The following is a 26489-nucleotide window of genomic DNA, read 5'->3' on the forward strand; positions in this document are numbered from 1 at the left end:
GAGTTCCATGTCGGCAACACTTGGCGGCGAGAATTTGGCCGCTTAGTGTTGCGGAATGACTTATGAGACGTGTACTTCGGCTCATAATCAAGGGTGAAAATCGCGCTTTTGGCGAGTTGAACTCGGTCCCAAGAAACGGCTTTTCCGGTCAGCGTAACGTCAGAATCCGGATTGCCAGTTATTTAAGTGTTTTTAAACTTAAGACAGCGTAAACAAAAAGAGGCGCTTTCCAAAAAAATGGAAGGCGCCTCTTTCAATTAAGTAGCGGTCAATAAATTAGGCAAAGACTAAGATTAAATAGGTGATCAGTTCGAGCACAATATAAACTGCGGCCGTATATTGTGCCTTTAGATTAGGGTAGTTGATGCTAAACCAGAACGTTATAATCACAACCGCCATCGCCAACACACCTAACAATGAAAAATGGAAGAATAAAATGGCTGCAATTAACAACACACCAGTTACCGCAGTGGCGATGACACGTCGTTTGCCTTCAGTTTCAAAAATTGGCATCATAAAAAACAATTGACAGGCTACCAACGGAATTAGCTGGATTAAAAAAGTTATTGAAAGAAAACGGTTTTGGAAGAAGAAAATGGCGCTACTGATGGGAAAGGTTGATAGTAAGGCGTAAATGATGAGGCCCCAAATGTTTTGTAAGTTCAACCAGCGCATTTCGACCACTAACCAAAACGCGGAGAACATGAGTAACATAATCAAGATTTCTAAGTTACCACGAATAATGCCAGAGAAGGCAAGAATTAGACTGATTAAAATGGGGACGTGTGCCCATAACGATTTAAAGTTGGCCTGAAACATCAAAAAAGTTGTGAGACTCATGACGACTGTATAAGCCAATAACAGTAGTTGATTGCCATGAAAGGCAGCCCCAGTAAGTCGGCCGTAATGGATTGGAAAGCTCCACCAGATAAAGTTTTGAGCAATTGTGAAGATAAGTAGTGGTTGCCAGGGCATGTTATCTAAAAAACTTGTGGCATGACGCTGCTTGCGAGTTTGCGTGGGCATAAGGGCCTCCTTTCTCAAAATGACATAATATGTTTCTATGCTAATCAACTTTGTGAGCGGGGTCAACGAAATCACGTCTTTTTAACCGGTTAGTAACGTGTTACCATAAGTAAGTTATGAGTTTCGTTCCCGATAGGATAAACAGGGAACAGTTACGTCAAATTCTGATGATGTAACGGTTCTTTTTGTTTAGAGGCCTTGTAACCGGAATTTATTAGATGGGGGAAATCTTTTATGCAAGAACGTCATTTATTTACTTCTGAATCTGTTTCAGAAGGACATCCGGACAAAATCGCTGATCAAATTAGTGATTCAATTTTGGATGCAATTTTAGCTCAGGACCCACAAGCGCGTGTGGCCTGTGAAACGTCTGTTACTACTGGGCTCGTCCTCGTGTTTGGTGAAATTTCCACCTCCGCATACGTTGATATTCAAAAGACGGTACGGGACACGATTAAAGGGATTGGCTACACCGATGCTAAGCTTGGTTTTGATGGCGACACATGTGCTGTCCTTGTTGCAATCGATGAACAGTCGCCTGATATTGCCCAAGGGGTTGACGATGCTTTAGAGCGTCGCGAAGGTGATGAAGATCCTCTAGACAAGATTGGTGCTGGTGACCAAGGCATGATGTTTGGCTATGCGATTGATGAAACACCTGAATTGATGCCATTGCCAATTGCTTTGAGTCATGCATTAATGCGTAAGATTGCGCAGTTACGTAAGGACGGCGTCATTGATTACTTACGGCCAGATGCTAAGGCACAAGTGACCGTTGAATACGACGATGATGGTCAACCGGTTCGTGTTGACACAGTGGTGCTTTCCACACAGCATAATCCAGACGTTGAGCTGGACCAAATTCGCCATGATGTGATTGAACAGGTGATCAAGGCCGTTATTCCGGCTCGTTATCTGGATGAGAACACGAAGTACTTGGTTAACCCAACTGGTCGCTTTGTTATTGGTGGCCCTCAAGGGGACGCTGGCTTGACTGGTCGGAAAGTTATCGTGGATACGTACGGTGGCTTTGCCCGTCACGGTGGTGGTGCATTCTCTGGGAAGGACGCCACTAAAGTGGACCGTTCTGCTTCGTATGCTGCGCGGTACATTGCTAAAAATATTGTTGCTGCCGGCATGGCTCACCGTGTTGAGGTTCAGTTGGCATATGCAATTGGTGTAGCGCAACCAGTTTCTATCTCCGTTGATACGTTTGGAACTGGCAACGTGTCTGAACAAACATTGACCGCGGCAATTCGCCGAGTCTTTGACTTACGTCCTGCTGGCATCATTAAGATGTTGGATCTCCAACGGCCAATTTACAAACAAACGGCCGTTTATGGTCACTTTGGTCGTCCTGATTTGGATTTGCCATGGGAAAAGACCGATAAAATTGATGCATTGAAGCAAGCTGTTGCTGACGCAGATGTTGTTGTCAACGAAAGCAAGTAGTTATTTAATTAATACAATAGTGAGACTCCCGGTGGACTGGATTACGATCACACAGACACCAGGAGTCTTTTTTTGTAAAAAACATAGCGTAAAAAGGAATACACAATGAAAAATAATAAAACCAATGTCGTGTTGGTAACCATTGCACTGTTTGTAGCGACGTTTATGTCGGCAGTTGAGGGGACGATTGTGTCTACGGCGATGCCGACCATCGTTGGCGAACTGCACGGCGTGACCTTAATGAACTGGATCTTTTCAATTTATCTACTGACGAATTCGTTGGCCACGCCGATTTATGGCAAACTGTCTGATCGGATTGGTCGTAAGCCAGTATTTTTGTTCGGGCTGGCTGTGTTTACGTTTGGTTCAATGATGAGCGGTCTCTCCAACTCTATGCTGACACTGATTTTATGGCGTGCTGTGCAAGGTATTGGGGCCGGAACAATTATGCCGGTTTCCTTTACGATCATTGCCGATATTTATCCATTTGAGAAACGGGCACAAATTATGGGGCTGAATGGTTCTGCATGGGGCATCGCCTCTGTCGTTGCACCGTTACTGGGTGGTTTTATCGTTGATCAGTTAAGTTGGCATTGGGTTTTCTTCATTAATATTCCGATTGGACTCATCACGATGCTACTAATCGCATTGTATTTGCACGAGCCTAAGCAAGCGGCTGCTTCTAGTCCGTTAGATGTAGCAGGTAGTGTCTGGCTGTCGGTTGCCTTATTGGGGCTAATGTATGGTTTTCAAGTGGTGGGTGAGCGACACAGCAACTTTTTGATTGTTGCCATCTGTTTTATTATTGCAGCTGTTGGGTTATGGTTATTCATCCGTCAAGAGCGTCGTGCCAGTGATCCGATTATCGATCTCAGTTTATTTAGCAACCGGACGTTTGTGATTCAAAATGGTGTAGCTGCACTCATTTCGGGTTTTCTGATTTGTTTTAATGTTTACATTCCGACATGGACTCAGGGATTATTAGGGCTACAGGCTGCTCAGGCCGGTTTCGCGGTTACACCAAGTTCAGTGATGTGGATCGTCGGTTCGTTTATCGCGGGCCGAGTTATCGGCAAATTACGGTCACAAAAGATTTTGTTTGCCAGTATTACAACAGTACTAATTGGCGCAATAATCTTGGTCCTGCTACCAGGTCAAACACCATTCTGGGGATTTTTGTTAATTTCAGCAGAACTCGGCGTTGGTTTTGGGCTAACCATTACCAGTACCACGGTAACGACACAACACTTAGTTGATCCATCAATTATTGGGATGGCGACATCCTTCAATACACTGGCACGGAGTTTGGCTCAAACAATTATGCTGGCTGTTTATGGGATCGTGATGAACGCAACCTTAGCACATGGGGTGGCACAGCATCACGACATCAATTTACGCATGCTTAACGCGTTGATTAATCCGCATACCGCGAAAAATTTACCTGTTGCATTATTGCCAACATTGCGGCGTGTATTGGCTAATGGTGTTCATAACGTATTCTTGGTGGCATTATTGCTAGTCATTGTTGCACTACTGGTCAACGCTCTGGATCACCGGAAAATAAGATAAAAATGTTTAATAATTAAGTGTATCGATATTTATTTTCTGAAATTGCTTTTTTTTGATTACTCTATGGGAACAATATGTTATGCTTTCAACAGTTAAACGGATTGTTGAATTGGGTGGAAACATGACAGAAAAAAAGCAAGACTTAGAGTTAATGCAAGGCTACATTGAAGAATACTTGTTTGTGGGCAAGTATTTAAACGAATTTGCCTCCGGACCAGCGAGTGATTTTGGAATGTCGTTTGATCAATGGTTGATTTTGACCGAAATTGCGCAAGCAGAAACACTGTTAAGCGTAATGGATCTGGCCGACATGCACCGTGTTACTCGAAGCGCAATTTCCCGTCAGGTAGCGGGATTACTTAAACAAGACTATGTCTACGAAGAAGATGACATGGCCGACCGTCGCCACAAGACACTTCACTTAACGCCTAAGGGTAGTGAAGTTGAGGATAAGCTATGGGATGTTGCGCAGGACCGTTTCAAAGGTTGGTTGGATGTTTTTGGCCGCGGTAAGTTCCAAGAGACACTTGATTTTATTCGTGATTTCGAAGAGAAAATCGTTCAACGTGATCGTTGGGGATCCCGAATCAAGAAGTCTCACGAAGGTTAGACTGTGCGAATTCAAAATAAGGTCGTTGATGGTAACTAATGGATTAGTTATCGTCAGCGACCTTATTTATCGTTTTGCATGAACCGAAGTTGTTTTGAAAAAGAGGTAACGTGACGCAAGCAATTCAGACCAGGCGAGGGCGCTTCCCGCCAAAACGTCACTGGGAAAATGAACGCCGAGGTACACGCGGCTGAGACAAATGGTAATGATGAGTAACGTTAATAGTGTGTTAAAAGCTGCTCGTAAATGCAACCGGTCAACATACAGATTACACAGAATAATCAGTGAGCCATACATCAACGTGACATTCATTGAGTGACCACTAGGAAAACTAAATCCTCCAGCGGCAACTAAATGTGTAATGATTGGTCGTGGTCGTTCAACCAAGCTTTTAAGAATCGTATTTACGGCAAGTGCAAACACGCCAACGTTAACAAAGAAGAAAACGGCGCCTTGATATTTTTTGCGCCACCAGAGGCCGAGTGAAAAGACGACCATCACGATCATAGTAAATTTTACATTGCCGAGCCTTGTTATATTGCGAAAGAACCACGTTCGTTCCTCGGTCACTGGGTGGCGGACAATATGGGTACCGAATTGATCGAGTTGATGCAGCCAGCTTGCATCCGTTACGACACCGGCTAACAGGATTAAAAAAATAATAAAACAAATAATGGCAATGAGATTTCTGACGCGCTGCCAGTGCGTTTGTGACAAAACAAAGATAGTGATGACCTCCGAAGTTATTTTAAAGCCAGTATAGCATTCTAAAGCGGATGCTGACTTGTAAAGTCGCGCTTATTTTGCTATGCTATGGACAATATTTTAACAAGTAAAAGTGACGGATTAGTAGTTGTGTTGTGATCTTAAGCGAACTGACGGGTGGTGCAAGTCAGTGTTGATGACAGAATGAACTCACCGATAATCACTAAGATGGTGAACGACGTTATCATAACGTCAGTAGCTGTTTTCGTTTGTCAGCGTTACCGACTTTAAGTGTTTACCACGGTTGTTGTGGTAAGAAGATAGGTGGTACCGCGATCCGCATCGTCCTATCGGTTGTCGTTATTGATTTAACAGTGACGATAATCGACAGGGCGTTTTTTATTTGTTAATTAATTTTTTCTGGGAGGGCAAAACATGCCGTACGATCATACAAAAATTGAAAAAAAGTGGCAAAAGTTTTGGTCAAAGAACGATACGTTCAAAACGCCAGACTTTTCCGATAAGCCAAAGTATTATGCATTAGATATGTTCCCTTATCCATCCGGTCAGGGACTGCATGTTGGTCATCCAGAAGGTTACACGGCAACGGATGCCATGAGCCGAATGAAACGGATGCAGGGATACAATGTGTTGCATCCAATGGGTTGGGATGCTTTTGGGTTGCCAGCGGAACAGTATGCACTGAAAACCGGTCATAATCCAAAAGGCTTTACTGACCAAAATATTGATGTTTTCCGTAAACAGGTTAAATCGCTAGGCTTTTCTTATGACTGGGATCGCGAAGTCAACACGACAGATCCTTCATACTACAAGTGGACGCAGTGGATTTTTGAACAATTGTACAAACGTGGTTTGGCCTACGAAGACGAAATCATGGTCAACTGGGCTCCTGACTTTATGGGTGGCACGGTTGTTGCCAATGAGGAAGTCGTTGATGGTAAAACGGAACGTGGTGGTTATCCCGTTTACCGTGTCCCAATGCGGCAGTGGGTATTGAAGATCACAGCCTATGCTGATCGTTTGCTGGATGACCTAGATGATCTTGACTGGCCAGAAAGTATTAAGGAACAGCAACGAAACTGGATCGGTCGTTCTGAAGGTGCCAGTGTTCAGTTTGCTGTTGACGGTCACGAAGGCACGAAGATCGAAGTGTTTACTACCCGTCCTGATACGATGTTTGGTGTTTCTTACCTTGTGCTGGCACCGGAATACGACCTTGTTGATCAGATTACAACGCCTGACCAAAAAGCAGCCGTTGATGCTTATCGCAAGCAAATCGAGTCCAAGTCAGATTTGGAACGGACGGATTTGAACAAAGATAAAACTGGTGTCTTCACCGGCGCTTATGGGATTAACCCAGTTAACGGTGAACAGGTGCCAATTTGGATTGCCGACTACGTGTTGGCCTCATACGGTACTGGGGCTGTGATGGCTGTGCCAGCGCATGATCCACGTGACTACGAATTTGCTAATAAATTCAGTTTGCCAATCAAGCCTGTTATTGAAGGCGGCGACTTGGATAAGGAAGCCTTTACCGGCGATGGTACGCACATCAACTCTGGTTTCTTGAACGGGATGGATAAGAAAACGGCCATCTCAGCAGCGATTGACTGGCTAACCGAGCATGATGCCGGTGCCAAAAAGGTCAACTACCGCTTGCGGGATTGGATCTTCAGTCGCCAACGCTACTGGGGTGAACCAATTCCAGTGATTCACTGGGATGATGGTGAAACAACCTTGGTTCCAGAAGACCAGTTACCACTAACACTGCCTGACACGGACCAGCTGGAACCATCTGGAACTGGTGAAAGTCCACTTGCTAACATTGACGATTGGGTCAACGTTACGGATGAAAATGGCCGTCATGGTAAACGTGATACGAACACGATGCCACAGTGGGCCGGTTCATCATGGTACTTCTTGCGTTACATCGATCCACATAATGACAAGGCTTTGGCAGATCCTGAAAAATTGAAGTATTGGTTGCCTGTTGATTTGTACATCGGCGGTGCGGAACATGCCGTGCTTCACTTGCTGTATGCCCGTTTCTGGCACAAGGTTCTTTATGATCTCGGTGTCGTGCCAACAAAGGAACCATTCCATAAGCTGGTTAACCAGGGGATGATTCTTGGCGACAATCACGAAAAAATGTCGAAATCTAAAGGAAACGTTATTAATCCTGACGAAATCGTTGAAAAGTACGGTGCAGATACGCTTCGTTTGTACGAAATGTTCATGGGTCCATTGGAAGAATCCAAGCCATGGAGTGAAGACGGCATCAATGGTTCATACAAGTGGATTCAACGCGTTTGGCGTTTGCTGATTGATGAAAACAATCATCTGCGTGATCGTGTAACAACGATCAATGATGGCAAACTGGACAAGGTGTACAACGAAACGGTCAAGAAGGTTACGGAAGATTATGGCCGGATGCACTTTAACACAGCCATCTCTCAAATGATGGTCTTCGTTAACGAGGCCCATAAGGTGGATGATCTGCCAGTTGAGTACATGGAAGGTTTCATCAAGATGTTGTCACCGTTGGTTCCTCATGTTGCTGAAGAATTGTGGAGCTACTTCCATGAATCTGACACCATCAGTTACCAGCCTTGGCCAACTTATGACGCTAGCAAGCTGGTAGAGGCCACGATTGAAGTGGTTCTGCAGGTTAATGGTAAAGTTAAGAGTCATGCCACGGTTGATAAGGACATCAGCAAGGACGATCTGGAAAAGATTGCGATGGCTGATGAGCACATGCAAAAGGCCATCGACGGTAAAACGGTTCGTAAGACAATCGTTGTGCCAGGCAAGTTGGTTAACGTGGTTGCTAATTAGCGTGGTCTTAACGTAAATAATGTGTCACTAATTGTTTTTTGGGTGTTAAGCCAACAATTAGTGGCATTTTTTGTTGAATTAGATGCGGCAATCTCTGTATAATCAATGGTATTACTGCGTTTTTACGTGAGGCTAGTGTTGGCTTAAAGGAGCCAGTGTCAGGCAATTCAATTACATATTGGCGCTAGAGTCAGTAATCTGTCGGCATACTAGGTTTTTAATTTTCAACATTAACTAAGGTTCATTAAAGCTTGGTTTAATAATGACATTTAAGGTGTTTGAAACTGCTACAACGCGGTACACTAATAGTTTAAGAAAACAATTTACGCATGTTGGAAACTATCCAAATCGAAAAAAGAATTGAGAGTTTTTATGTCAAAGGAAGATCCACAAAACGAAAATAGTCAGGCAATTCCGACCAGAAAACAGTATCGGCGGCGCCAACGTCGTGAAGCGTTACTAAGCAAACTGCACTTGCAGGGGGGCCAATCGGAAGCTTCTTCAATGGCCGATTCGACAGCCACAGTTAGCTCTCAGAATGAATCAGTTACTGCCTCTGCGACGAGTCACGTTGCTGAAAGTGAGATGGCGGCTGATTCGATGGCTTCAGTGTCGAATGTGACTCAGTTGAAGTCGAGCGCACAGGACAGACACGTCGTTGACAGTGCTCAGTCTGAATTTGCTGAAGAAAACACGAGTGCAACATCTGAGGCGGAAGCCAAACCGCAATCACAGACCCAATCAGAGACTGAGCTTGAACGGGAAGTTGAAAAAGAAGAAAGGCCACTGCACTTAGTTTCCAGCCGTTGGACGGCTTATCCCGATTCATCAGCAGAGTCCACGATGGCTAGTGCTGATGAAAATAACGCTGATAAACGTAGTGCTGAAGCTGAATCTTCCCAAGCGGTGCCTTTAGAACGGACCATTCCTGTTACACGTGAAGAAACGACTTCTGCCCAAGCAAAATCTGATAATAGTGACAGCGAAGACTTGGGTGAGATCGTTGAACATCCGGGCTTTGAATCAGGAGCCGTATCCGATCAAGAGCAAATTCTGCGTGGCACCGGGTGGATGACAGCAGCCAGCATCACATCGCGGGTATTAGGCGCGTTGTACATTATCCCGTGGGTCGTTTGGTTCGGAACCTTTTATAATCAAGCCAATGCGCTTTTTTCAAAGGGATACAACGTTTATTCCATTGTTTTAATGATTTCAACTGCTGGGATTCCGGCAGCCATTTCTAAGCTGATTGCTCATTACAACGCGCTAAACGAGTATGGTGTTGGTTTCCGTTTGTTCAAACGCGGGTTATTGCTATCCTTAATTACCGGATTAGTAGCGGCTGTCCTGTTGTGGTTCATGTCACCGATGCAGTCATTGACTACCGGTGATCCAAACGTTATTCCGGTCCTTCGCTCACTCACTTTGGCAGTGTTTGTTTTTCCAACATTATCCATGATGCGGGGGATGTTCCAGGGTTATCACATGATGGCACCTAGTGCGATCTCGCAGTTCGTCGAACAAGTTGTCCGAATTATTTACATGTTGTTGACTGCTTTTCTGATTATGCGGGTTGGCACGGCACCAGCTCATAATTGGCCACGAGCTGTTGTTCAGTCAACGTTTGCCGCCGGTTTGGGTGCTGTTGCCGGCGTGGCTGTGTTGGTCTATGAAATGTGGCGCTATCGTCAATATTTCCGTAATAAGATTGAAAACGCAAAGGGTGGTTTGGCCATCACCACTGGCCAACTATTGAAACAAATTATCTGGCAAGCGATTCCGTTTACCATTGTGCCGAGTGCCATTGCGATCTATCAGTTATTTGACCAAGTCACGTTCTTTAGAATCATGCACGTGACTTCAAACTTAAGCTATGCCGTTCAAAACACGCTGTATGCTTACTTTGACTTCAATGCCAACAAAATTATTATGATTACGGTATCGCTAGCGTCTGCGTTAGCGGCCACTGCAATCCCGATGTTAACTGAGGCTCATACATTGAAAGATGGTGCTTCAACGAGTCGCCAAATTAACTTCACATTAGAGCTGTTTAGTTTCATCATGATTCCGTCTGCTTTGGGAATGGCGGCAATTTCTGTGCCACTTTATACATTTTTCTATCACTACTCACTGGCTGGCTCATTAATCCTCGAATTTTCATCGTACCTGTCCGTCTTGTTTGGCCTGTTCACGGTGCTGTCAACGATTATGCAAGGGGTCGATCAAAACAAAGCAGTGATTTGGTATATGCTGATTGGTCTGATTGTTAAGATGGCGTTGCAATTCCCGTTGGTAGCGATAGCACAACCATTGGGACCGTTGGCGGCAACGTTAATTGGGTTTACCGTTTCCAGCGTGCTGATTTTGCGGAATTTGAATCAACATTTTGAGATAGATTGGGATGGCTTGTTGCATCGACTCAATCAAATCATTGTGTTCTCACTGGTCACGTTCATTGTGGCGCGGTTGTCTGTTTGGGGCCTTGATCACGTCATGAACACCCAGTTTAAAGTAACGGCGTTCATTGAATTACTGATTTCCGTTGTTCTCGGTGGTGGCGCGTACGCTTACCTTAGTCTGCGGTTTAGACTGGCAGATAAGATGCTTGGTAGTCGAGTGGAACGGGTTCGCGCGCGTTTTCACATTAAATAATTGATAGTTTCGGAGGTAACACTGTGTCCAAAGGCATTCGCTTAGATAAATATTTAAAGGAAATGCGGGTGGCAACGCGAAGTGAGGCGCATACGCTCATTCGTGATGGTCATGTGAACGTTAATGGTGTTGTCGCGAAGCAAGGACGTCAGTCAATCGATCCGGATCAGGATACTGTTTTAGTCGGTGGGCAACCTGTTGTTTACCAACGGCATTTTTACTTTCTGTTGAATAAACCTGTCGCAGTGGTTACAGCGACTACAGATAAAACTGCGCAAACAGTAATGGATTTGTTTAATAAGGCCGATTATCGTGATGATCTGTTCCCGGTCGGACGTTTGGATAAAGATACAACAGGTGCATTGCTGATCACAAATAATGGCGAGTTAGGGCACCGGTTGACCAATCCCAAACATCACGTGACGAAAGTTTATCAGGCCATTGTAACTGGGACGCTGACTGAAGATGATGTTGCGCAAGTTGCGGCTGGCGTTACGTTAAAAGACGGTACGGTGTTGAAGCCGGCTGATATGAAATTGGGCGCGTACGACTCAGTGTTGGATCAAACAACGATTCAGCTTACCTTGACAGAAGGTAAGTACCATCAGGTCAAACGGATGGTTGGTAGCTTTGGACAACGGGTCGTGCGGCTGGAACGCTTATCATTTGGGCCGCTTAAGCTGTCCACTGGCTTGTTGCCAGGTCATTATCGGGCACTATCAGAGGAAGAGGTTAACGCGCTTAAGGCAGCGGCTGACCTCACTAAGAATTAAAATAATAAAAAAATGAGCATCACTTTGACCTGCCAAAAGTTGGCGGTTGAGTGATGCTCATTTTTAAATTTTAGTAGATTGGGGTAACGAATATTGTTTCATATACCAAGGAATTTCTTTGCTGATTTGTGTCGGTAGAACAACGTATGCATTGTGCGCCAAGTCATCAGCAATCTGGCTGTGAATATAAACGGCTGACAGGACGGCATTCAATTGGTCCGCAAACTGAGCGGTGAAACCACCGACCATACCAGCCAGAGTGTCACCCATCCCACCGGTAGCCATTGCGGGTGTGCCGCCAGGATTTTCAAAAATTTGGTGGCCTGCGTAGACTTGGGTATGATGTTTTTTAAGTACAACAATGCCACCAAGTTTTGCGACAGCTTGTTGATTATTGTCTGGGGTTTGATCCTTGATTGTGATACCGGATAACCGTTGCCATTCCATTTCGTGAGGGGTGAACACAAGTTTAGCGTTTGGCAATGGCAGATCGTGTTTGGCCACTAAATCGATGGCAGAACCGTCAATTGTGAGCGATTGTTGTGGTTGAACGGTCGCAAACACGCGTCTAAGGGCAGTTAACCCCGCTTCATCTGAACCGAGTCCAGGGCCGACAACGATACTGTTGGCGCTACTGATCAATTCGGTTAGGGTTGTCTCATCGTGAAAATCGGTCACCATTGCTTCTGGCATACGGGCGTGTAACGCTGTGATGTTAACAGGATCGGTCAACGTTGTGGTTAAGCCAGCGCCGGAGTAAATACCTGCTGTTGTCGCCATGATGATGGCGCCGCCAAATTGAGCATTACCGCCGACTAAAGTTAGTCTGCCATATGTGCCCTTATGGCTATTTTCAGGACGTGGCTGAATTGTTTGACGTAAAATTGTTTCTGTTATTGGTTGAATGGACATAAGCAACCTCCTTGGTCCGCTTTCATAAAGTATAGCATGTCCTGACAAAACAGCGGGCTAAAACAGGAGCCGTAAGAGGGTGGATATGCTAGACTGTAACTAGTGTTTCAACCTTAATGAAGAAACGGAGAGACGATGCATGACTGATTGGAAAGCAGAAGTTGATAAACGAAAAGCGGATCTAATGACGGATCTGCAAACGATGTTGGAGGTGCCCAGCGTTCGTGATGACAGCAAAGCCACTGATGATGCACCTTTAGGCCCTGGCCCTAAGGCCGGCTTGGAAACGTTCTTGGGCATTGCTAAACGTGACGGCTTCCGCGTTAAGAATATTGATAACGTTGTTGGTTACGTTGAACTTGGTGATCCTGATGCAAAAGAAACATTGGCCGTTTTAGCACACGTGGACGAAATGCCCGCTGGAACAGGTTGGGATACTGATCCATTTACACCAACCATAAAAGACGGCAAGTTGTTCGCCCGTGGTGCGTCCGACGATAAGGGGCCTGGGATGGCCGCTTACTATGGTCTGAAGATTGTTTCTGAATTAGGTTTGCCACTCAAACGTAAAATCCGTTTCATTGTCGGCACAGACGAAGAATCAGATTGGACGGGGATGACCCGTTACTTTGAAGTTGAACCAGCGCCAACACTTGGTTTTTCTCCTGATGCAGAATTCCCAATTATCAACGGTGAAAAAGGGAACATCACGCTGAAAGCTAGTTTTGATGGCAATCAAAATGCGGATACAGTGAACACGTTAGTTTCGTTTGCCTCTGGTGAACGTGATAACATGGTGCCTGCTGAAGCTGATGCTGTTGTGACCAGCAGTGACAATGAAGCATTTGTTGCTGCTTTCACTGCCTTTTTGGATAAAGCACCAGTTACCGGTGAAGTCACCACCGATGGCGATGGTATTCATTTGCATGTTGATGGGAAAGCCTCACATGGCGCATGGCCTGAAAACGGGATCAATGCCGGGACTTATCTAGGTGCCTTCTTAGCGATGCAAACATTTGATGGTGCGGCAGCTAACTTCGTTCAATTTATTGCAGATGATGTTCACGACGACACTGTTGGCGCGCATTTAGGCGTTAAGATTACTGATGACGTGATGGGTGCGTTGTCCATGAATATTGGGATTATGAACTTTAAGGATAATCATGGTGAAGTAACCCTGAACTTCCGTTATCCAAAGAACACGTCTGCAGAAGAAATCACGGCTGCTGTTGTCAAAGGTGCCGAAATGCATCATGGAACAGCGGTTGCAGGACGCGCGATGGAACCACATTACGTTTCTCCCGAAGATCCCATTGTAAAGACGTTGCTCAACGTTTACCATGATCAAACTGGCCTGCCAGCTAAAGAAGAAGTTGTTGGTGGTGGTACTTATGGCCGTTTGATGAAACGTGGGGTAGCGTTTGGGGCGATGTTCCCAGGCGTTCAAGACACGATGCATCAGCCAAACGAATTTATTCCGGTTGATGATATCTACCGTGCTTCAGCGATTTACGCGCAATCAATTGCTGAATTGGCCGCCCAAACGGATGACTAGTTAGCGTCTCACATAAGTAATAAAAATACCGACCAGAAAGTTGCAATCTTTCTTGGTCGGTATTTTGGTTTAATTGCGGATACTCTTCAAATGTTCATCGATTTCGCCAAGAACTTCGGTGACATTTTTAGGATCTTCAAGATTGTATTTTTGTAAGTCAACTTTCATTTTTGGAGAGGCATCGTAATCGCGATACCATTCCTTGTAAGCTGACCACATTTTATAGTAGTAGTCACGCAGGGCAGGGTCATTGTCGAATTGTTCGTAGTCACGACCACGTTTTTTGATTCGGTACAGGATGGTCTCAAAATCGGTTTCTGAGTAGACCATCAAATCAGGCGCTTTTTTAGGCAATTCCTGAAGTTCATTCATCATGTTGTCTAAAAGGTTGAGGTACACTTCGAGCTCAGTGTCTGAAATGTTACCTTCCTTGTTATTTTCTTTGGTGAACAAGGCATCTTCATAAATGGAGCGATCCAGCACATTGTTATCATCTGCCAATGCCTTTTTGATCATTGAAAAACGTTTGTTCAAAAAGAAAATCTGTAATAGGAACCCGTATTGTTTAGGATCCTTGTAGTAAAGCGGCAACACTGGGTTGTTACCAACGGGTTCAAAGAACGCCTTGGTATGTAAGTGGTCTGCGATTAAGCCTGTAAGAGTTGTTTTACCAACCCCAATCATTCCTGCGGTAATTATCACCATGGATATCTCCTCGCTCAAGTTTTTTAGCGCTACAACATATGGTACAACATTTTGGCTTGTCATACTGCATCTATTGCAAACAACTTAGTCAATTGTAACCATCAAAAAGCGCCGAGCTGTGAACTCGACGCCATAAAAAAATTTAGGCTTGTGGTCCCTCGTCATGATTGTTTGATGCCTTAAGCTCATCACGAATTTCCATCAGTAGATGTTCAGTTTTGGTTTCCTTCGGTGTAACTTCCTTCCGTGGCATGATCTTATTAATTGCCTTAACCAATAAGAACACGACAAACGCGGTGATCAAGAAGGAAATAACTGAATTAATGAAACTGCCGTACTTGAACTTGGCGGAGCCAACCGTGTAGGCCATTTTTGAAAAATCGATGCCACCGATGAAAATCCCGATTAACGGATTGATTAAGGTGCTAACCAGTGATTTAACAATTGCCGTAAAAGCAGATCCGATAATGACCCCAACAGCTAAATCAATCACGTTTCCACGCGTGATAAATGCTTTAAACTCTTTCCACATGTGTCTCTTCCTCCGTATATGTAAATTGCAATAACAAACGCTAATTCATATTTTAGCGAACATTTTGCGTGCATAAAAGGGGCCTTGCCACATACGATAAAATAAATTTTAGAAAATTAATTCTGTAAACTCAAGCGTTGACGATGTGCTTAGGTTGCTCACCCTGTTCGACGGCAATGACGTTTTCTGCCACGATGGTTGCCATGGCATCACGGGCTTCAACCGTTGCGTTACCAATATGTGGTGTCAAAGTGACATTGTCCAGTGTTTTATAACCCTCAGCAACCTTAGGTTCATTTTCATAGACGTCCAGGGCAGCTCCGGCAATTTGGTGTTGTTGTAATGCTTTAAGTAGGGCGGCCTCGTCGATGATGGGACCACGAGCAGCGTTAATGAGAACGGCGCTAGACTTCATTTGCGAAATGGCAGTCGCATCAATAAGGTGATGCGTATTGTCAGTCAATGGTGCATGGATGGTGACGACATCCGATTGGCTCAACAATTCTGGCATAGTCACGTAGGTTGCGTTTAAGGCCAGTTCCTGGTCATTTGCCAGTGGGTGACGCTGTGTGTATATGATGTGCATGCCAAATGCGTTTAAGCGTGTTGCGACAGCTTGACCAATGCCGCCCATCCCGATAATACCAACGATCTTTTGATTGAGTTCGTGACCAAGGAAAAAGCGTGGTGCCCAGCCAGAGAAACCGGTTGCCCGCATCAAACGATCACCCTCAGCGACGCGACGTAGGGTGCTTAAAATCAGGGCAACCGTCAATTCTGCCGTTGAAATAGTTGAGACAACTGGGGTATTAGTGACAGGGATATGACGCTGTTTTGCTGCCTGAACATCGATGTTGTTAAAACCGGCACCGTAGTTAGCAATTAACTTTAGTTTGGGAGCTGCCTGGATTAAATCAGCATCGACCATTGTAGACAATGAGGTAATTAAATAATCTGCCGTCTCGAGGTTCTTTGCTAGTGTTTCCCGATCAACAAGTCCTTTGCCGTCATAACTGTTAACGGTTAAACCAGCCTCGGTCAACATTTGTTGAGTCTTGTCAGGAAATTGAGCTGATAAATAAACGTTTGCCATGTCATAGACTTCCTTCTATACAAATATAGTGAATCATACCAACTTCATCTTACACCGTTTGGAAATCGTTTACATGATTGTCAAACCGCCTTTTTTTCGGTATGGTAGTGACAGAAGTAATACTCGTTGCTAACTCTCATTTTATCTCATGACAGTAGCGAATGGGTGTGCGCTTAAGAAGAGCGATGGGCAGACTTGGCGTATTAAAGTGATGACCTATCTGATGGGAGACAGACTGTGATTAAAATTATTGCGAGTGATTTGGATGAAACATTATTGGATACGGATGGTTCATTAAATCAGAAAAACATTAACGCCATCAAAGCTGCCACTAAGGCGGGCGTCTATTTTGTACCAAATTCAGGTCGCGGTTATGAATCCTTCGAGGATAATTTAGTTGATCTCGGACTAGCACAACAGCCGCACCAATATAAAATTTCTTATAATGGGGCCGCTATTTTGGAAAATGCACATGACCGTGTGATTGCAACAAATGGTATTCCCTTTAACTTAGCAAAGGGCGTATTTGATGCCGGACGGACGTTTGATCACGTCAGTTGTCATGTTTACTTATTGGATCAGCTCTATATTTATCACCAAACACCAACGGATGCTGCTTATATGGCGTCACGCCAAGTTCCGTTTACCAAATTAGAACAGCCAGACATCAACTTTTTGAAAAATCGCCCAATTATGAAGGTGATTTTCGAAACACCGGATGTTAAGCGTCAGCACGAACTGGCAGATCACGTTATGGCCACTTATGATGATGGCGTGGATGTGACCTTTTCGTCTGGTCGCTACATTGAGTTCAACAAGAAGGGTGTGAACAAGGGCCGTGCCTTGTTGCAACTAGCTGATTTACTGGGTGTAGATCATGAAGATACGATGGCTGTCGGCGACAACTTTAATGACTTGCCGATGATCAAGGCGGCTGGTGTTGGCGTCGCGGTGGCCAATGCTGTTCCAGAAGTTGCCAAACAGGCTGATGCACAAACTAAGGCCACTAACGATGACGGCGCGATTGCTGAATTGGTCAATGAGTATGTACTGAAGGGATAATGTGAATGACGGATATTGAGACACAACTGGCCACGGCCCAAGACCGTGGTTTATTAATTGCGATTTATAATTTTATAGATGAAGAAACCTTCTCTGTCGGTTACGTGGTGGCTCAAGATGCGACTTCAGTGTGTTTGCGGGTAATTGATCCTAACGGTGCTGTAAACGGCATACAAATCATTCAGAAGGCATTTATTACTAAGATTCTGTTACGTTCCGATTATTTGCGGAGCACGGAAGTTTGGCAACAAACGGCCATCGCTCAACATCGTGAAGACCCGTGGCGGATTGCACAGTGGACAGATACATTGACACTAAATCCCGATCATTTACTGGCCTCGGCGTTGCAAACTGTACTTAACCACAAGTGGATCATTAACCTTGGAACGTTACGTCAAATTGATGATGAGACGGCAGAGGACGCGGATTTCACTGGTTTCTTAGGTGATTTTGTTGGTGACACATTGGCCCTTAATTATTTGAACCCGTGGGATTTAAGTGACGCCTGGCAGTTGGACATGAAGTTGGATGAGATTAATTATATCCGCATTGGTGCAGGCGTCTGCGTGAATATGCAGGCGCTGTTTGAAGCGTATACGGACGAGCGTTTTTATTAGATTTGTGTTAATCATGAAGGGAGAAAAATGAAGTTGAGCAAAAGGTTAAATTTGGTGGTTAAGGTAATTCTTTCATTGTTTTTGGCATCTTTACTGATAGTTGTGGGTAACCCTCAACGAGTTTATGCATCGCGTAGCTTTAGTCCAGAAGACATCTCAGAAATTAAGTCAGATTTCTTCAGAGACGTGAATTTATTGAGACAGGCGAACGGAGAAGTGAATTTAACTAACTTGGACGGCCAGAATGATACTCGTCGAATAAACGGCCTAAGTTTGTCTGAGTACACAGTGGCCGAAGTAAACAGGCAGGTTCAATATGATTCATCTGGCGCAGGTATTAGTCACATTAATACAAGCGCGTCTAAAATAAATGGGCAATATCCCACAGACGCGCAGGAAATAGGATCTGCTGGTTATTTAATGGCGGCTTCTAACATTGCTCAGCTGACTAATGTGAGCGATGGTTTATCGAATGAGCAAGTTGCACGAACTTTGCTTTTTTCTTTGTATGATGATTCCAACAATGTTGGGATTACGACTGACAAACAAAATGATTTTGGTCACAGAAAAAATTTATTGAATCCGTATGTCGATGCTTCAAGCGTTGCTGTTACAACGAATGCGAATTCGATTTTTCTTGTACAATCGTTAGTGATTTCCAAAATTAGTAGTCAGTTTACACAAACACAAATAAATGCAATTAATGATTATGCAAACTACACATCTTCATTAACAAGCGGGCCAAAGAGTGAATGGTACTATCCGTCTTGGTTGATGACGCAGAGTGTTGAACAAATACCTAGCATGACGACGGTTAGTGAGCCAAAGTGGCCTGCTGAGCCTGCAACGGGTTGGTCGAATAACAATAATCAGTGGAAATACGTGCTTCAAAATGGTGCTACAGCGTACGGTTGGCAATGGATCAATGGTGCTTGGTATTATTTTAATGGCTCAGGTGTAATGGTTACAGGCTGGCAATGGATCAATGGTGTTTGGTACTACATGTATGACAACGGTGTAATGGCCACTGGTTGGCAGTGGATTAACGGCGCCTGGTATTATATGTATAACAGCGGTGTAATGGCAACGGGCTGGCAGTGGATTAACGGTGCCTGGTACTATATGTATAGCAATGGCGTAATGGCTACCGGGTGGCAATGGATCAACGGTGCTTGGTATTACATGTATAGTAATGGTGTAATGGCCACTGGTTGGCAGTGGATTAACGGTGCCTGGTATTACATGTATAACAACGGCGTAATGGCCACTGGTTGGCAGTGGATTAACGGTGCCTGGTACTATATGTATAGTAACGGCGTAATGGCCACAGGCTGGCAACGAATCAATAATGAGTGGTATTACATGAATTACAGTGGTCTTATGATTACGAATTGGTGTTGGATCAACGATAGCTGGTACTATATGTCCAGCAACGGTGTAATGACCACAGGTTGGCAACGAATCAATAATGAGTGGTATTACATGAATTACAGCGGTCTCATGGTTACGGGTTGGCAATGGATCGGTGGCGCTTGGTATTATATGTACGATAATGGCGTTATGGCAACTAACGGTAATGTATCCGGTTGGAATATAACAAGTTCTGGACAGGCCTATGCTTAGTTAGAATTTTTACACAGCATTTTGTTCTCCTAAATGTGGTTTTGCATAAAAAGCGCTTGCCGTCAGAGTGGAGGTCGTGTAAACTAGTATCTTGTTGAGGGCGAATAGCCTTTAACATGCCCCTGTGGCGGAATTGGCAGACGCGCAGCGTTCAGGTCGCTGTTCACCTTGGTGAGTACTGGTTCGAATCCAGCCAGGGGCATAAGAAAACATCAGTTATAAGAAGACCGTTTCTATGTGCTAATTTATTGGCATACAGAAACGGTCTTTTTATGCAGAAAGCAGTGTGTTATGAAATCTAAAAGCAGAATTTTTAGTCAATTTTATCAGCTATTCATCATTATTTTGGCGGTTATCTCTGTGGTGCTAACGCTCTTCGATCTTACTGGCGAAATTAATTTATCTTTGGCACCATATTCGATTGTTGATGCCGCCATTTGGTGTATTTTTGTTGCCGATTATATCGTTGGCCTTTTCAGTGCAACATCTAAGCAGCAGTATTTCAAAACGCATGTAATGGATTTACTTGCGATTATTCCCGTTAATGCTGTGTTTAATCTGTTTCGTTTTGCCCGTATTTTTAAGATACTTCGTTTATTACGGATATTTCGAATGGCTGGTATTATTGGCAAACTGCAGGATAAGCTTAGGAATTTCTTGCAAACAAATGGATTCATTTATTTGCTTTATGCCAGTATTGCAATTTTGCTTGTTGCTGCTTCGGTGTATGCCACTGTTGAAAAGATTTCCTTTGGCAATGCGTTATGGTGGGCGATTACGACCGCTACAACAGTAGGATACGGTGATATTTCCCCGCATACTGTCATTGGCAAAATTGTGGCAATCACATTAATGCTGATTGGAGTCGGTTTTGTTGGCATGCTGACCAGCACGTTGACGACTTATTTCACTAAAAATACACGGCATAAAAATGAAGTTTCGAATGCGCAATTACTAGTGGAACTTAAACAATTACATAAGGAAAATCAGATTATGCAACATCAAATCGACGAATTAAACGCATTTATTAAACGTTGAAATTAACGGGAATTGCGTGACAACGTTGCGTTCATCTTTCCTTTTGTAAGGATTATCTAAGAATTTAAATGCAATTTTTTTCGAATGCTTTTGATTTTGTCTTACTTTGTGCTCCTTTATTTCGAATTTAATGACACTATGCCTATTGAATATAAGGTTTGAACTTTCCATGGTTAAGAGAAAAGTTGCATTATCGCCGATTGATATTTTGAAGTAAATTTATTATTTTTTACTTTTATATTCGTTGATGTTAAACCATTTTTTTCATATACATATTGCGGTATGCGATGAATTAGCTAGTACATTGCATGGCGGTGTCGGGTAACATTTTGGACGACTGTTGTTTCTCTGAGCACATTTTATTTTGTCAATCGTAGAGAAATAGGTTATATTCCGAGTTTGGTAGTTTAAAATTAGTTGGTGTGAAACAAATGTTTGACGATTAGGGTAAAGCGGGTTGAGATTCGCACCGATTTTTTACAAATAGCTAAAGTAACAGAAACGACTACAAGCAAAATAATCCTAGAAAATGGGGACTGATAAATGGGCACACAGCCAGTTGGAACGTTAATTATGTCAGTGATGGATGAGGCTGACGAGACAGCAAGGCTAGCACGATTACAGGAATATGATTATCTTTTTAAGCGGTCAGTAATTAAGAAAAATGGAGACTTGCCCAACGTGACAATTACTTTAGAAAAGGTTAGTAAGGAAATGGATACACTGAGCGTTGTTGACTCGGAGGATCACATTTCAGAAGCTTTTCTGGTGTTACGTATGCCACAAATTAACCTAGATATTGAACAAATGAAAGTATTAAATGTTCAATCAGAATTATTGATTAATAGGGAACGCTTTTACGGACTAAAGGACAAAGCCGGCTTAGAGTCCGTGTTAGCATTAACTAATCAAGCAGCTTTCGGGCGTGAATATCATCCTACATTAGTGGATAAAGCAGCACATCTTTGGTATAGTATTGCTACAAAACAGCTTTTTAGTAATGGAAATAAGAGAACTGCTTTGCTAGCAGCTCGATATTTTTTGAATATAAATTTGGTTTATTTTAAAATCCAAAATGTTTCAGAACTATATAATGTCTCGCTTAATCTTGCCAACGGAAGTATGTCGGTGGAAAGCTTGCAACAATATATTCGTCATAATGCTGTATTGGATGTCGAGCTAATGCGCAATTCTGTTGGCGCTAAAAATTGGCCTGCACCCACAGTAAGGGACAATAAGTTGCTTTTGTTCTAAAAACGTCGTAGTATCTGTGATTGTGAAAGGGGCGATTATATGGCTGAACAAGAAAATAAATTTAAATTAGATAAAATTGAATTAGATGTTTTGAAAGGAAAAATAGCCCAAGACAGTTCATCCATTGTGGAAAGCTTGCGTAGTGGTGCCCTTAACAATATTAAAAATGACAAAAATCTAAAAAAAGCTTTGAAAAAGCTAGCAAAAGTTTAGTCTACAAACCAAAAATTTTCATATAAAAAGCATAAGCCATAGCCTCAGGATCAGAGGTTAGGCTTATTTTTTCGCTATGAAAACATTAAAATCGAAATCTCGGCATGTGGAAAAACTCCAGAATCCAGTCTGATAACTTTTGCTAGCTTTCGAATGGTTAACAGGTTTCATGGAATTGTGTTCTTTAAATGTATCGTGACAGCTATTGATCGCCGTGACTAGTAAGTAATTAAGGTACTCGGCGCGGCTTGATACATAATGTGTCTGAAGATGCTAATACTAAATATTCACTACCTCTCTTAGAGAGGCAGAAATCAATACGATGGGGAGAGCATTCATCAGGAATTTTATTTTTAAGCATATTGTGTTGACTTTTATATTATACGACATATAATATAGTCACAAACAAAGTAGGAGACCAAAAATGTTTAAAGCACACAACGCTTCAGTTAGGAGGCCAGGCTCATGAGCATTCAAGTCAGTACAGAGTTGCTAGATGGGATGGTGCTTGCGTTGCTTGATCGAGAAGATCTATACGGTTACGCATTAACTCAACACATCCAATCATCAATCACAGTTTCTGAATCGACCATGTATCCAGTGCTCCGTCGGTTAAAAAAGGAAGCGTGGTTGACAACGTATGATCAACCATTTCAAGGCCGCAATCGACGGTACTATAAAATCACGACAACCGGCAAGAAACGGTTAAAAGAGATTCTACATGAGTGGGATGCCTATAAAGACAGTCTAGATGGCATTTTTAATCCACCAGCGCATATGCAAAACAAAACGGAGGGGACAACTGATGACAACTGACGCCTACTTAAAAGAACTACAACGACGCTTGCACGGGCTAAGTGACAGCGAGCGTTCAGATGTAATGGATTTTTATACCGAATATGTGGAGGACGCTAACTTGACATCGGGGGATGCCATCGTTAGTAAATTGGGGACACCAAAACAACTGGCTCGCAAAGTCCTCGCCGACTACTCTATTAAGGAAAATGAGACAGCTGAACAAAAGGGTGAGCGACGCACACCACGTTCCAATGCCAACATGGTATGGATGATTATTTTGGCGATTCTGTCAACGCCAGTGACCATTCCAGCGGCCATTGCGATCGTTGCTGTGCTGTTCACCGTAGTCGTCGTCATGGTTGCACTCATTGGGTCTGGGATTGTTGTAGCAGTGGCCTTGGTTGGTGGTGCTATTGCGGTCGCTGGCGTCTCACTGTACACCGGCGCCTACATGGTCTTTACAAACTTCTTTGTCGGCATTGCCTATTTGGGAGTTGGTCTGACTGGTGTTGGTGTCATCCTGATTTTGATCCCATTATGCTATTACATCATTCGTTTCCTGATCCAGATTTCTGCAAACTTTATTCGCTTCTTGTACCGTAAATTTTCAAACCGGCGTCAACAGCCGAAAGGAGATCATTAATCATGAAGAGAACTTTAAAAATTGGCATCGCAGTGCTCATCGTTGGTTTGATCATGGTTGCTGCCGGTGCTTTTACTCACAGTTTTAAAGACGTTACGTTTAATCATCATGGACGACCAGAACTAAGAACGACGCAAACAGTCAGCAAGAAAGTGAAGGATTTTGACGCGATAAGCGTCGACTTGAAAAGCGATCAGATTCGTATCAAGGAAGGCGACACCGCTCGTGTCCAAGTTAGCAGTACTAAAAAGGCCATGCCAACAGTTAGATCGGTGGGGCACAAACTGGTTATCGAACAAAAACGTGCAGACAATTCGATGACCGGCTGGAGTTTTGGTGACAATCCCGAAGGTACGTTTGGTTTTGGAACATTCTATGAGTCTAAACACCCCGATCGGACCGTTGTTGTAACAGTTCCACGGGGGACTAAGCTCAACAATATTAGTATTAAAGAACGACAAGGCGCCATTCGGATTACTGATGTTTCAGCAGACACAGTCAGTATCAGCGCCCATGATGACGTGATGTTGGAGCATATGACAGTCACACAGCCACTGAAAGTTAATAGTCATGACGGGAATCTTTATGTGACGGGGATGACACTAAACACACCATCCATTAAAACTGATGACGGTGCGGTTAGTCTACGAGATGTTCAATTGAACCAAGGTTCCATTCAGTTGACTGGTGGTATGTTCAACATGACAAATGGTGGGTTTACTGGTGCCGTTAACGTAACCAATGATGACGGCGATAATGAGATTGTTAACGCTGATCGGAATAAGGGTTACATTCTTCATGGCGACGATGAGAATAAGTTGTTTGAGCAACATAATGAGAATGGCGGCACGTTGCAACAAAATGAAACGGTGCCAGACATTATGCACTTAACTACCAATGACGGTGAAAATTCCGTACAATGAAATTAACGATAATCAAACGAATAACGGGGAGGATGAGTAACGATGAAAAAGAAATTAACGAAATCTAACGATAAGGTTCTGGCGGGGGTCTTTGGTGGTATTGCGGAGTACTTTGGCTGGGACATCGCCTTGACACGGGTGATTGGTGGGATTCTGATTGCCGTTTCGTTTGGCCCTGGGATTGTTGCGTATGCGATTGCTGCGCTGGTTATGCCCGACGCTGAGGGGCATCATTTCTCAGCGGATGCATCTTACGAACGAACAGAGGACGATCATCGTAATTCATTCGATGGTGAGTTCACAGATCCAGAAAGTAAACAGAAACACGATGATCAATAATTAATTGTCATCGTATAAAAAAGGCCGTTAGCGCTTGACGAATTGTCAGGTGTTAGCGGTCTCTTTTAGTAATCTGAATCTAATGCATCATGCTGAGGAGTTGCGTAATCGCAACTGCGTTAATCATGAAATGAACCATGATGGAATTAAATTGTTTGTGCGTTTTTTGGTACGTAAACGCTAAAATGGCGCCCATCATAAAGTAGAGCAGGAAACTGATTGGATTGCCGGAAATGTGGCCACTGGAGAATAACACGCCAGATAATAACACTTTAGCCCACAGGTTATTTCGTTTGAAAAAAATGTTGGTAATGACACCGCGAAAGACGAGTTCCTCTAAAAAAGGTGTTAGCAATACGGCTGCTACGCCGAAGCCAACCATGGCCACCGGACTTGTTTTCATAATGGAACTGATGGCCTGATTGTTTTCAGTCGATTGCGTGTGGTACAGCACCTGTTGAAGCTGCATTAATACAGCTTCACTAAAGATAATGGCCAGATAGGCCAAGATAGCAATACCAATGTCTCGTAGTTTAAAATCATGAAACAACTGTTCACCAGACCAATGGCGAAAGCGACGATAGGCGATCCAAATGCAGATTAGGAAGGACCCCCAGAAAGCAGCGAGGAGAATGTACCCGCTAGCGTTGGCAAACGTTGTTTTACTGGCAAAGGTCAAGATGGTAGGTGGCAGTTGAACCATAATCCAAAGTGATGCCACTTCCAAAACGCGCGGCAACCACGAAAATAAAAACGGTCGATTATCGTTTGTCATTGGGACCTCCATCTTTTGTTTGCTGTAAACGTAGTTGCCAGACCTTGATGAGGGTCACCAACACGGTTGTTAAGATGAACGCACCAATCCACAAGGCGAAAAGGGTGACGCCGGTTAGGTGTTGGGCTTCAGTGAGCCACACAACGCCGCCGAAGATGACAACGGCAAGTATGATAATGCTGCTGGACAGAATTCTTTGCATAGCAAACTCCTCGAATTAAGATGGTCCAATTGTATCACAGTGGTGATTTGAACATCATGGAAGCATGACTAAGACATAGTTCGCCAGTTTAACAGCACTTTCACGGTTTTGTTTAAATGTTGCCGCCCTCCAGCTGACTATGTTGGCCATGTATGTTAAATCGTTCTAACTATCAATTTTAATCAGAAAAAATATGTAAGCTTAAAAAAGCGGGTAGCCTAATGAGTGCTAGACTGTCCGCCGAGTACGATGTGAAGGATACTGCCCGCTACTTTGCCAACCCATTGCATTGGCCTGCATCCTACCTAAGCAGGACATGAACCGTTGCGCCAGCTCGGTTTAGAACGGGTCCGCCATGTGGTGGTCGATCTTTTGTCAAACGACTCAACCGGCTTTCATCACTTGGTGTTCCTTCTTGAGGTTAGTGTAATCTAATTTGGAGAAGAAGGGCGATTAATGTGCCTGTGGAATCAGGTAGATTATGAGGGAGAGGTACTGAATTGCCAGATTACGCGTTTGATTACTTGGTAATGTTTTAGCTTTTATCTTCCAGATGTGCTGA

General features: G+C 43.7%; 25 protein-coding genes, 1 tRNA gene, 1 riboswitch and 1 other annotated feature. Of the genes, 18 read left to right on the top strand and 8 right to left on the bottom strand.

Translation table 11 applies throughout. From position 1 onward, the window contains the following. Positions 1-276 precede the first annotated feature (276 nt). The gene (locus LDK34_RS09890; RefSeq protein WP_178942699.1) at positions 277-1026 is read right to left on the bottom strand and encodes a hypothetical protein; all 750 of its coding nucleotides are present in this window, start codon (positions 1024-1026) and stop codon (positions 277-279) included. Between the two features lie 109 nt (positions 1027-1135). After that, a riboswitch (SMK box riboswitch) is annotated at positions 1136-1263 on the top strand. Between LDK34_RS09890 and metK the strand changes: the two genes are divergently transcribed. The 3 genes from metK to LDK34_RS09905 all read left to right on the top strand — a co-directional run bounded on the left by metK (position 1261) and on the right by LDK34_RS09905 (position 4657). After that, entirely contained in the window at positions 1261-2478 is a 1218-nt protein-coding gene (gene metK, locus LDK34_RS09895; protein WP_178942698.1) for a methionine adenosyltransferase, read from the top strand. Its footprint overlaps the riboswitch before it by 3 nt. Before the next feature lie 105 nt (positions 2479-2583). After that, the gene (locus LDK34_RS09900) at positions 2584-4047 is read left to right on the top strand and encodes an MDR family MFS transporter (RefSeq protein WP_178942697.1); all 1464 of its coding nucleotides are present in this window, start codon (positions 2584-2586) and stop codon (positions 4045-4047) included. Positions 4048-4126: 79 nt separating this feature from the next. After that, the gene (locus LDK34_RS09905) at positions 4127-4657 is read left to right on the top strand and encodes a MarR family winged helix-turn-helix transcriptional regulator (RefSeq protein WP_178942696.1); all 531 of its coding nucleotides are present in this window, start codon (positions 4127-4129) and stop codon (positions 4655-4657) included. 66 nt (positions 4658-4723) lie between these two features. On the opposite strand, the gene LDK34_RS09910 is transcribed toward LDK34_RS09905, so the two are convergent. Continuing rightward, a complete protein-coding gene (locus LDK34_RS09910; protein ID WP_225439099.1) occupies positions 4724-5374 on the bottom strand; it encodes a phosphatase PAP2 family protein in 651 nt (216 codons plus the stop codon). 115 nt (positions 5375-5489) lie between these two features. Further along, positions 5490-5715: a binding site (T-box leader), on the top strand. Between the two features lie 82 nt (positions 5716-5797). Between LDK34_RS09910 and leuS the strand changes: the two genes are divergently transcribed. From leuS to LDK34_RS09925, 3 genes are all read left to right on the top strand, one after another. Beyond that, the gene (leuS, locus tag LDK34_RS09915) at positions 5798-8218 is read left to right on the top strand and encodes a leucine--tRNA ligase (protein WP_178942695.1); all 2421 of its coding nucleotides are present in this window, start codon (positions 5798-5800) and stop codon (positions 8216-8218) included. Positions 8219-8590: 372 nt separating this feature from the next. Continuing rightward, positions 8591-10870 (top strand): polysaccharide biosynthesis protein, encoded by a 2280-nt coding sequence (locus LDK34_RS09920; protein ID WP_225439098.1) that lies wholly within the window; start codon positions 8591-8593, stop codon positions 10868-10870. A 35-nt stretch (positions 10871-10905) separates the two neighbouring features. Next, positions 10906-11643, top strand: coding sequence for a pseudouridine synthase (locus LDK34_RS09925; protein WP_178943474.1), 738 nt, complete (start codon positions 10906-10908; stop codon positions 11641-11643). 63 nt (positions 11644-11706) lie between these two features. Here the strand turns inward: LDK34_RS09925 and LDK34_RS09930 are convergent, their stop codons facing one another. After that, positions 11707-12549, bottom strand: a complete 843-nt coding sequence (locus LDK34_RS09930; protein WP_178943473.1) for an NAD(P)H-hydrate dehydratase — start codon at positions 12547-12549, stop codon at positions 11707-11709. A 145-nt stretch (positions 12550-12694) separates the two neighbouring features. Between LDK34_RS09930 and pepV the strand changes: the two genes are divergently transcribed. Then, the gene (gene pepV, locus LDK34_RS09935) at positions 12695-14110 is read left to right on the top strand and encodes a dipeptidase PepV (protein ID WP_236941807.1); all 1416 of its coding nucleotides are present in this window, start codon (positions 12695-12697) and stop codon (positions 14108-14110) included. A 69-nt stretch (positions 14111-14179) separates the two neighbouring features. On the opposite strand, the gene LDK34_RS09940 is transcribed toward pepV, so the two are convergent. The 3 genes from LDK34_RS09940 to LDK34_RS09950 all read right to left on the bottom strand — a co-directional run bounded on the left by LDK34_RS09940 (position 14180) and on the right by LDK34_RS09950 (position 16440). Further along, positions 14180-14815, bottom strand: coding sequence for a deoxynucleoside kinase (locus LDK34_RS09940; protein WP_017261623.1), 636 nt, complete (start codon positions 14813-14815; stop codon positions 14180-14182). A gap of 142 nt (positions 14816-14957) precedes the next feature. Further along, positions 14958-15347 (bottom strand): large-conductance mechanosensitive channel protein MscL, encoded by a 390-nt coding sequence (gene mscL, locus LDK34_RS09945; RefSeq protein WP_017261624.1) that lies wholly within the window; start codon positions 15345-15347, stop codon positions 14958-14960. Positions 15348-15477: 130 nt separating this feature from the next. Then, positions 15478-16440 (bottom strand): NAD(P)-dependent oxidoreductase, encoded by a 963-nt coding sequence (locus tag LDK34_RS09950; protein ID WP_178942693.1) that lies wholly within the window; start codon positions 16438-16440, stop codon positions 15478-15480. 237 nt (positions 16441-16677) lie between these two features. Here LDK34_RS09950 and LDK34_RS09955 point away from each other — a divergent pair, with 237 nt between their 5' ends. From LDK34_RS09955 to LDK34_RS10005, 11 genes are all read left to right on the top strand, one after another. Continuing rightward, a complete protein-coding gene (locus tag LDK34_RS09955) occupies positions 16678-17502 on the top strand; it encodes a Cof-type HAD-IIB family hydrolase (RefSeq protein ID WP_236941808.1) in 825 nt (274 codons plus the stop codon). Between the two features lie 5 nt (positions 17503-17507). Next, a complete protein-coding gene (locus LDK34_RS09960; protein ID WP_178942691.1) occupies positions 17508-18119 on the top strand; it encodes a hypothetical protein in 612 nt (203 codons plus the stop codon). A gap of 33 nt (positions 18120-18152) precedes the next feature. Continuing rightward, complete coding sequence (locus tag LDK34_RS09965) at positions 18153-19742, top strand: N-acetylmuramoyl-L-alanine amidase family protein (RefSeq protein ID WP_178942690.1); 1590 nt, start codon at positions 18153-18155, stop codon at positions 19740-19742. A gap of 118 nt (positions 19743-19860) precedes the next feature. Further along, positions 19861-19944 (top strand) — tRNA-Leu (locus tag LDK34_RS09970). Between the two features lie 89 nt (positions 19945-20033). Beyond that, positions 20034-20780: a potassium channel family protein gene (locus tag LDK34_RS09975; RefSeq protein ID WP_178942689.1), complete on the top strand. Its 747-nt coding sequence runs from the start codon at positions 20034-20036 to the stop codon at positions 20778-20780. 543 nt (positions 20781-21323) lie between these two features. Continuing rightward, the gene (locus LDK34_RS09980; RefSeq protein WP_178942688.1) at positions 21324-22034 is read left to right on the top strand and encodes a type II toxin-antitoxin system death-on-curing family toxin; all 711 of its coding nucleotides are present in this window, start codon (positions 21324-21326) and stop codon (positions 22032-22034) included. A 39-nt stretch (positions 22035-22073) separates the two neighbouring features. After that, the gene (locus LDK34_RS09985) at positions 22074-22247 is read left to right on the top strand and encodes a hypothetical protein (RefSeq protein ID WP_178942687.1); all 174 of its coding nucleotides are present in this window, start codon (positions 22074-22076) and stop codon (positions 22245-22247) included. Between the two features lie 465 nt (positions 22248-22712). Then, positions 22713-23063: a PadR family transcriptional regulator gene (locus LDK34_RS09990; protein ID WP_017261629.1), complete on the top strand. Its 351-nt coding sequence runs from the start codon at positions 22713-22715 to the stop codon at positions 23061-23063. Then, positions 23053-23688 (top strand): DUF1700 domain-containing protein, encoded by a 636-nt coding sequence (locus tag LDK34_RS09995; protein ID WP_178942686.1) that lies wholly within the window; start codon positions 23053-23055, stop codon positions 23686-23688. The genes LDK34_RS09990 and LDK34_RS09995 overlap by 11 nt, the downstream gene beginning before the upstream one ends. Positions 23689-23690: 2 nt before the next feature. Further along, the gene (locus LDK34_RS10000; RefSeq protein ID WP_178942685.1) at positions 23691-24611 is read left to right on the top strand and encodes a DUF4097 family beta strand repeat-containing protein; all 921 of its coding nucleotides are present in this window, start codon (positions 23691-23693) and stop codon (positions 24609-24611) included. 42 nt (positions 24612-24653) lie between these two features. Further along, positions 24654-24950, top strand: coding sequence for a PspC domain-containing protein (locus LDK34_RS10005; RefSeq protein ID WP_161003350.1), 297 nt, complete (start codon positions 24654-24656; stop codon positions 24948-24950). A gap of 79 nt (positions 24951-25029) precedes the next feature. Here LDK34_RS10005 and LDK34_RS10010 read toward each other — a convergent pair whose 3' ends face one another. After that, positions 25030-25725 carry a CPBP family intramembrane glutamic endopeptidase gene (locus LDK34_RS10010; protein ID WP_236941809.1) on the bottom strand — a complete coding sequence of 232 codons (696 nt, stop codon included), beginning with the start codon at positions 25723-25725 and terminating at the stop codon, positions 25030-25032. Next, positions 25712-25927 (bottom strand): hypothetical protein, encoded by a 216-nt coding sequence (locus LDK34_RS10015; protein ID WP_178942683.1) that lies wholly within the window; start codon positions 25925-25927, stop codon positions 25712-25714. Before LDK34_RS10015 ends, LDK34_RS10010 begins: the two co-directional genes overlap by 14 nt. Positions 25928-26489 lie beyond the last annotated feature (562 nt).

The organism is Furfurilactobacillus milii (assembly GCF_021654115.1).
GTDB lineage: Bacteria > Bacillota > Bacilli > Lactobacillales > Lactobacillaceae > Furfurilactobacillus > Furfurilactobacillus milii.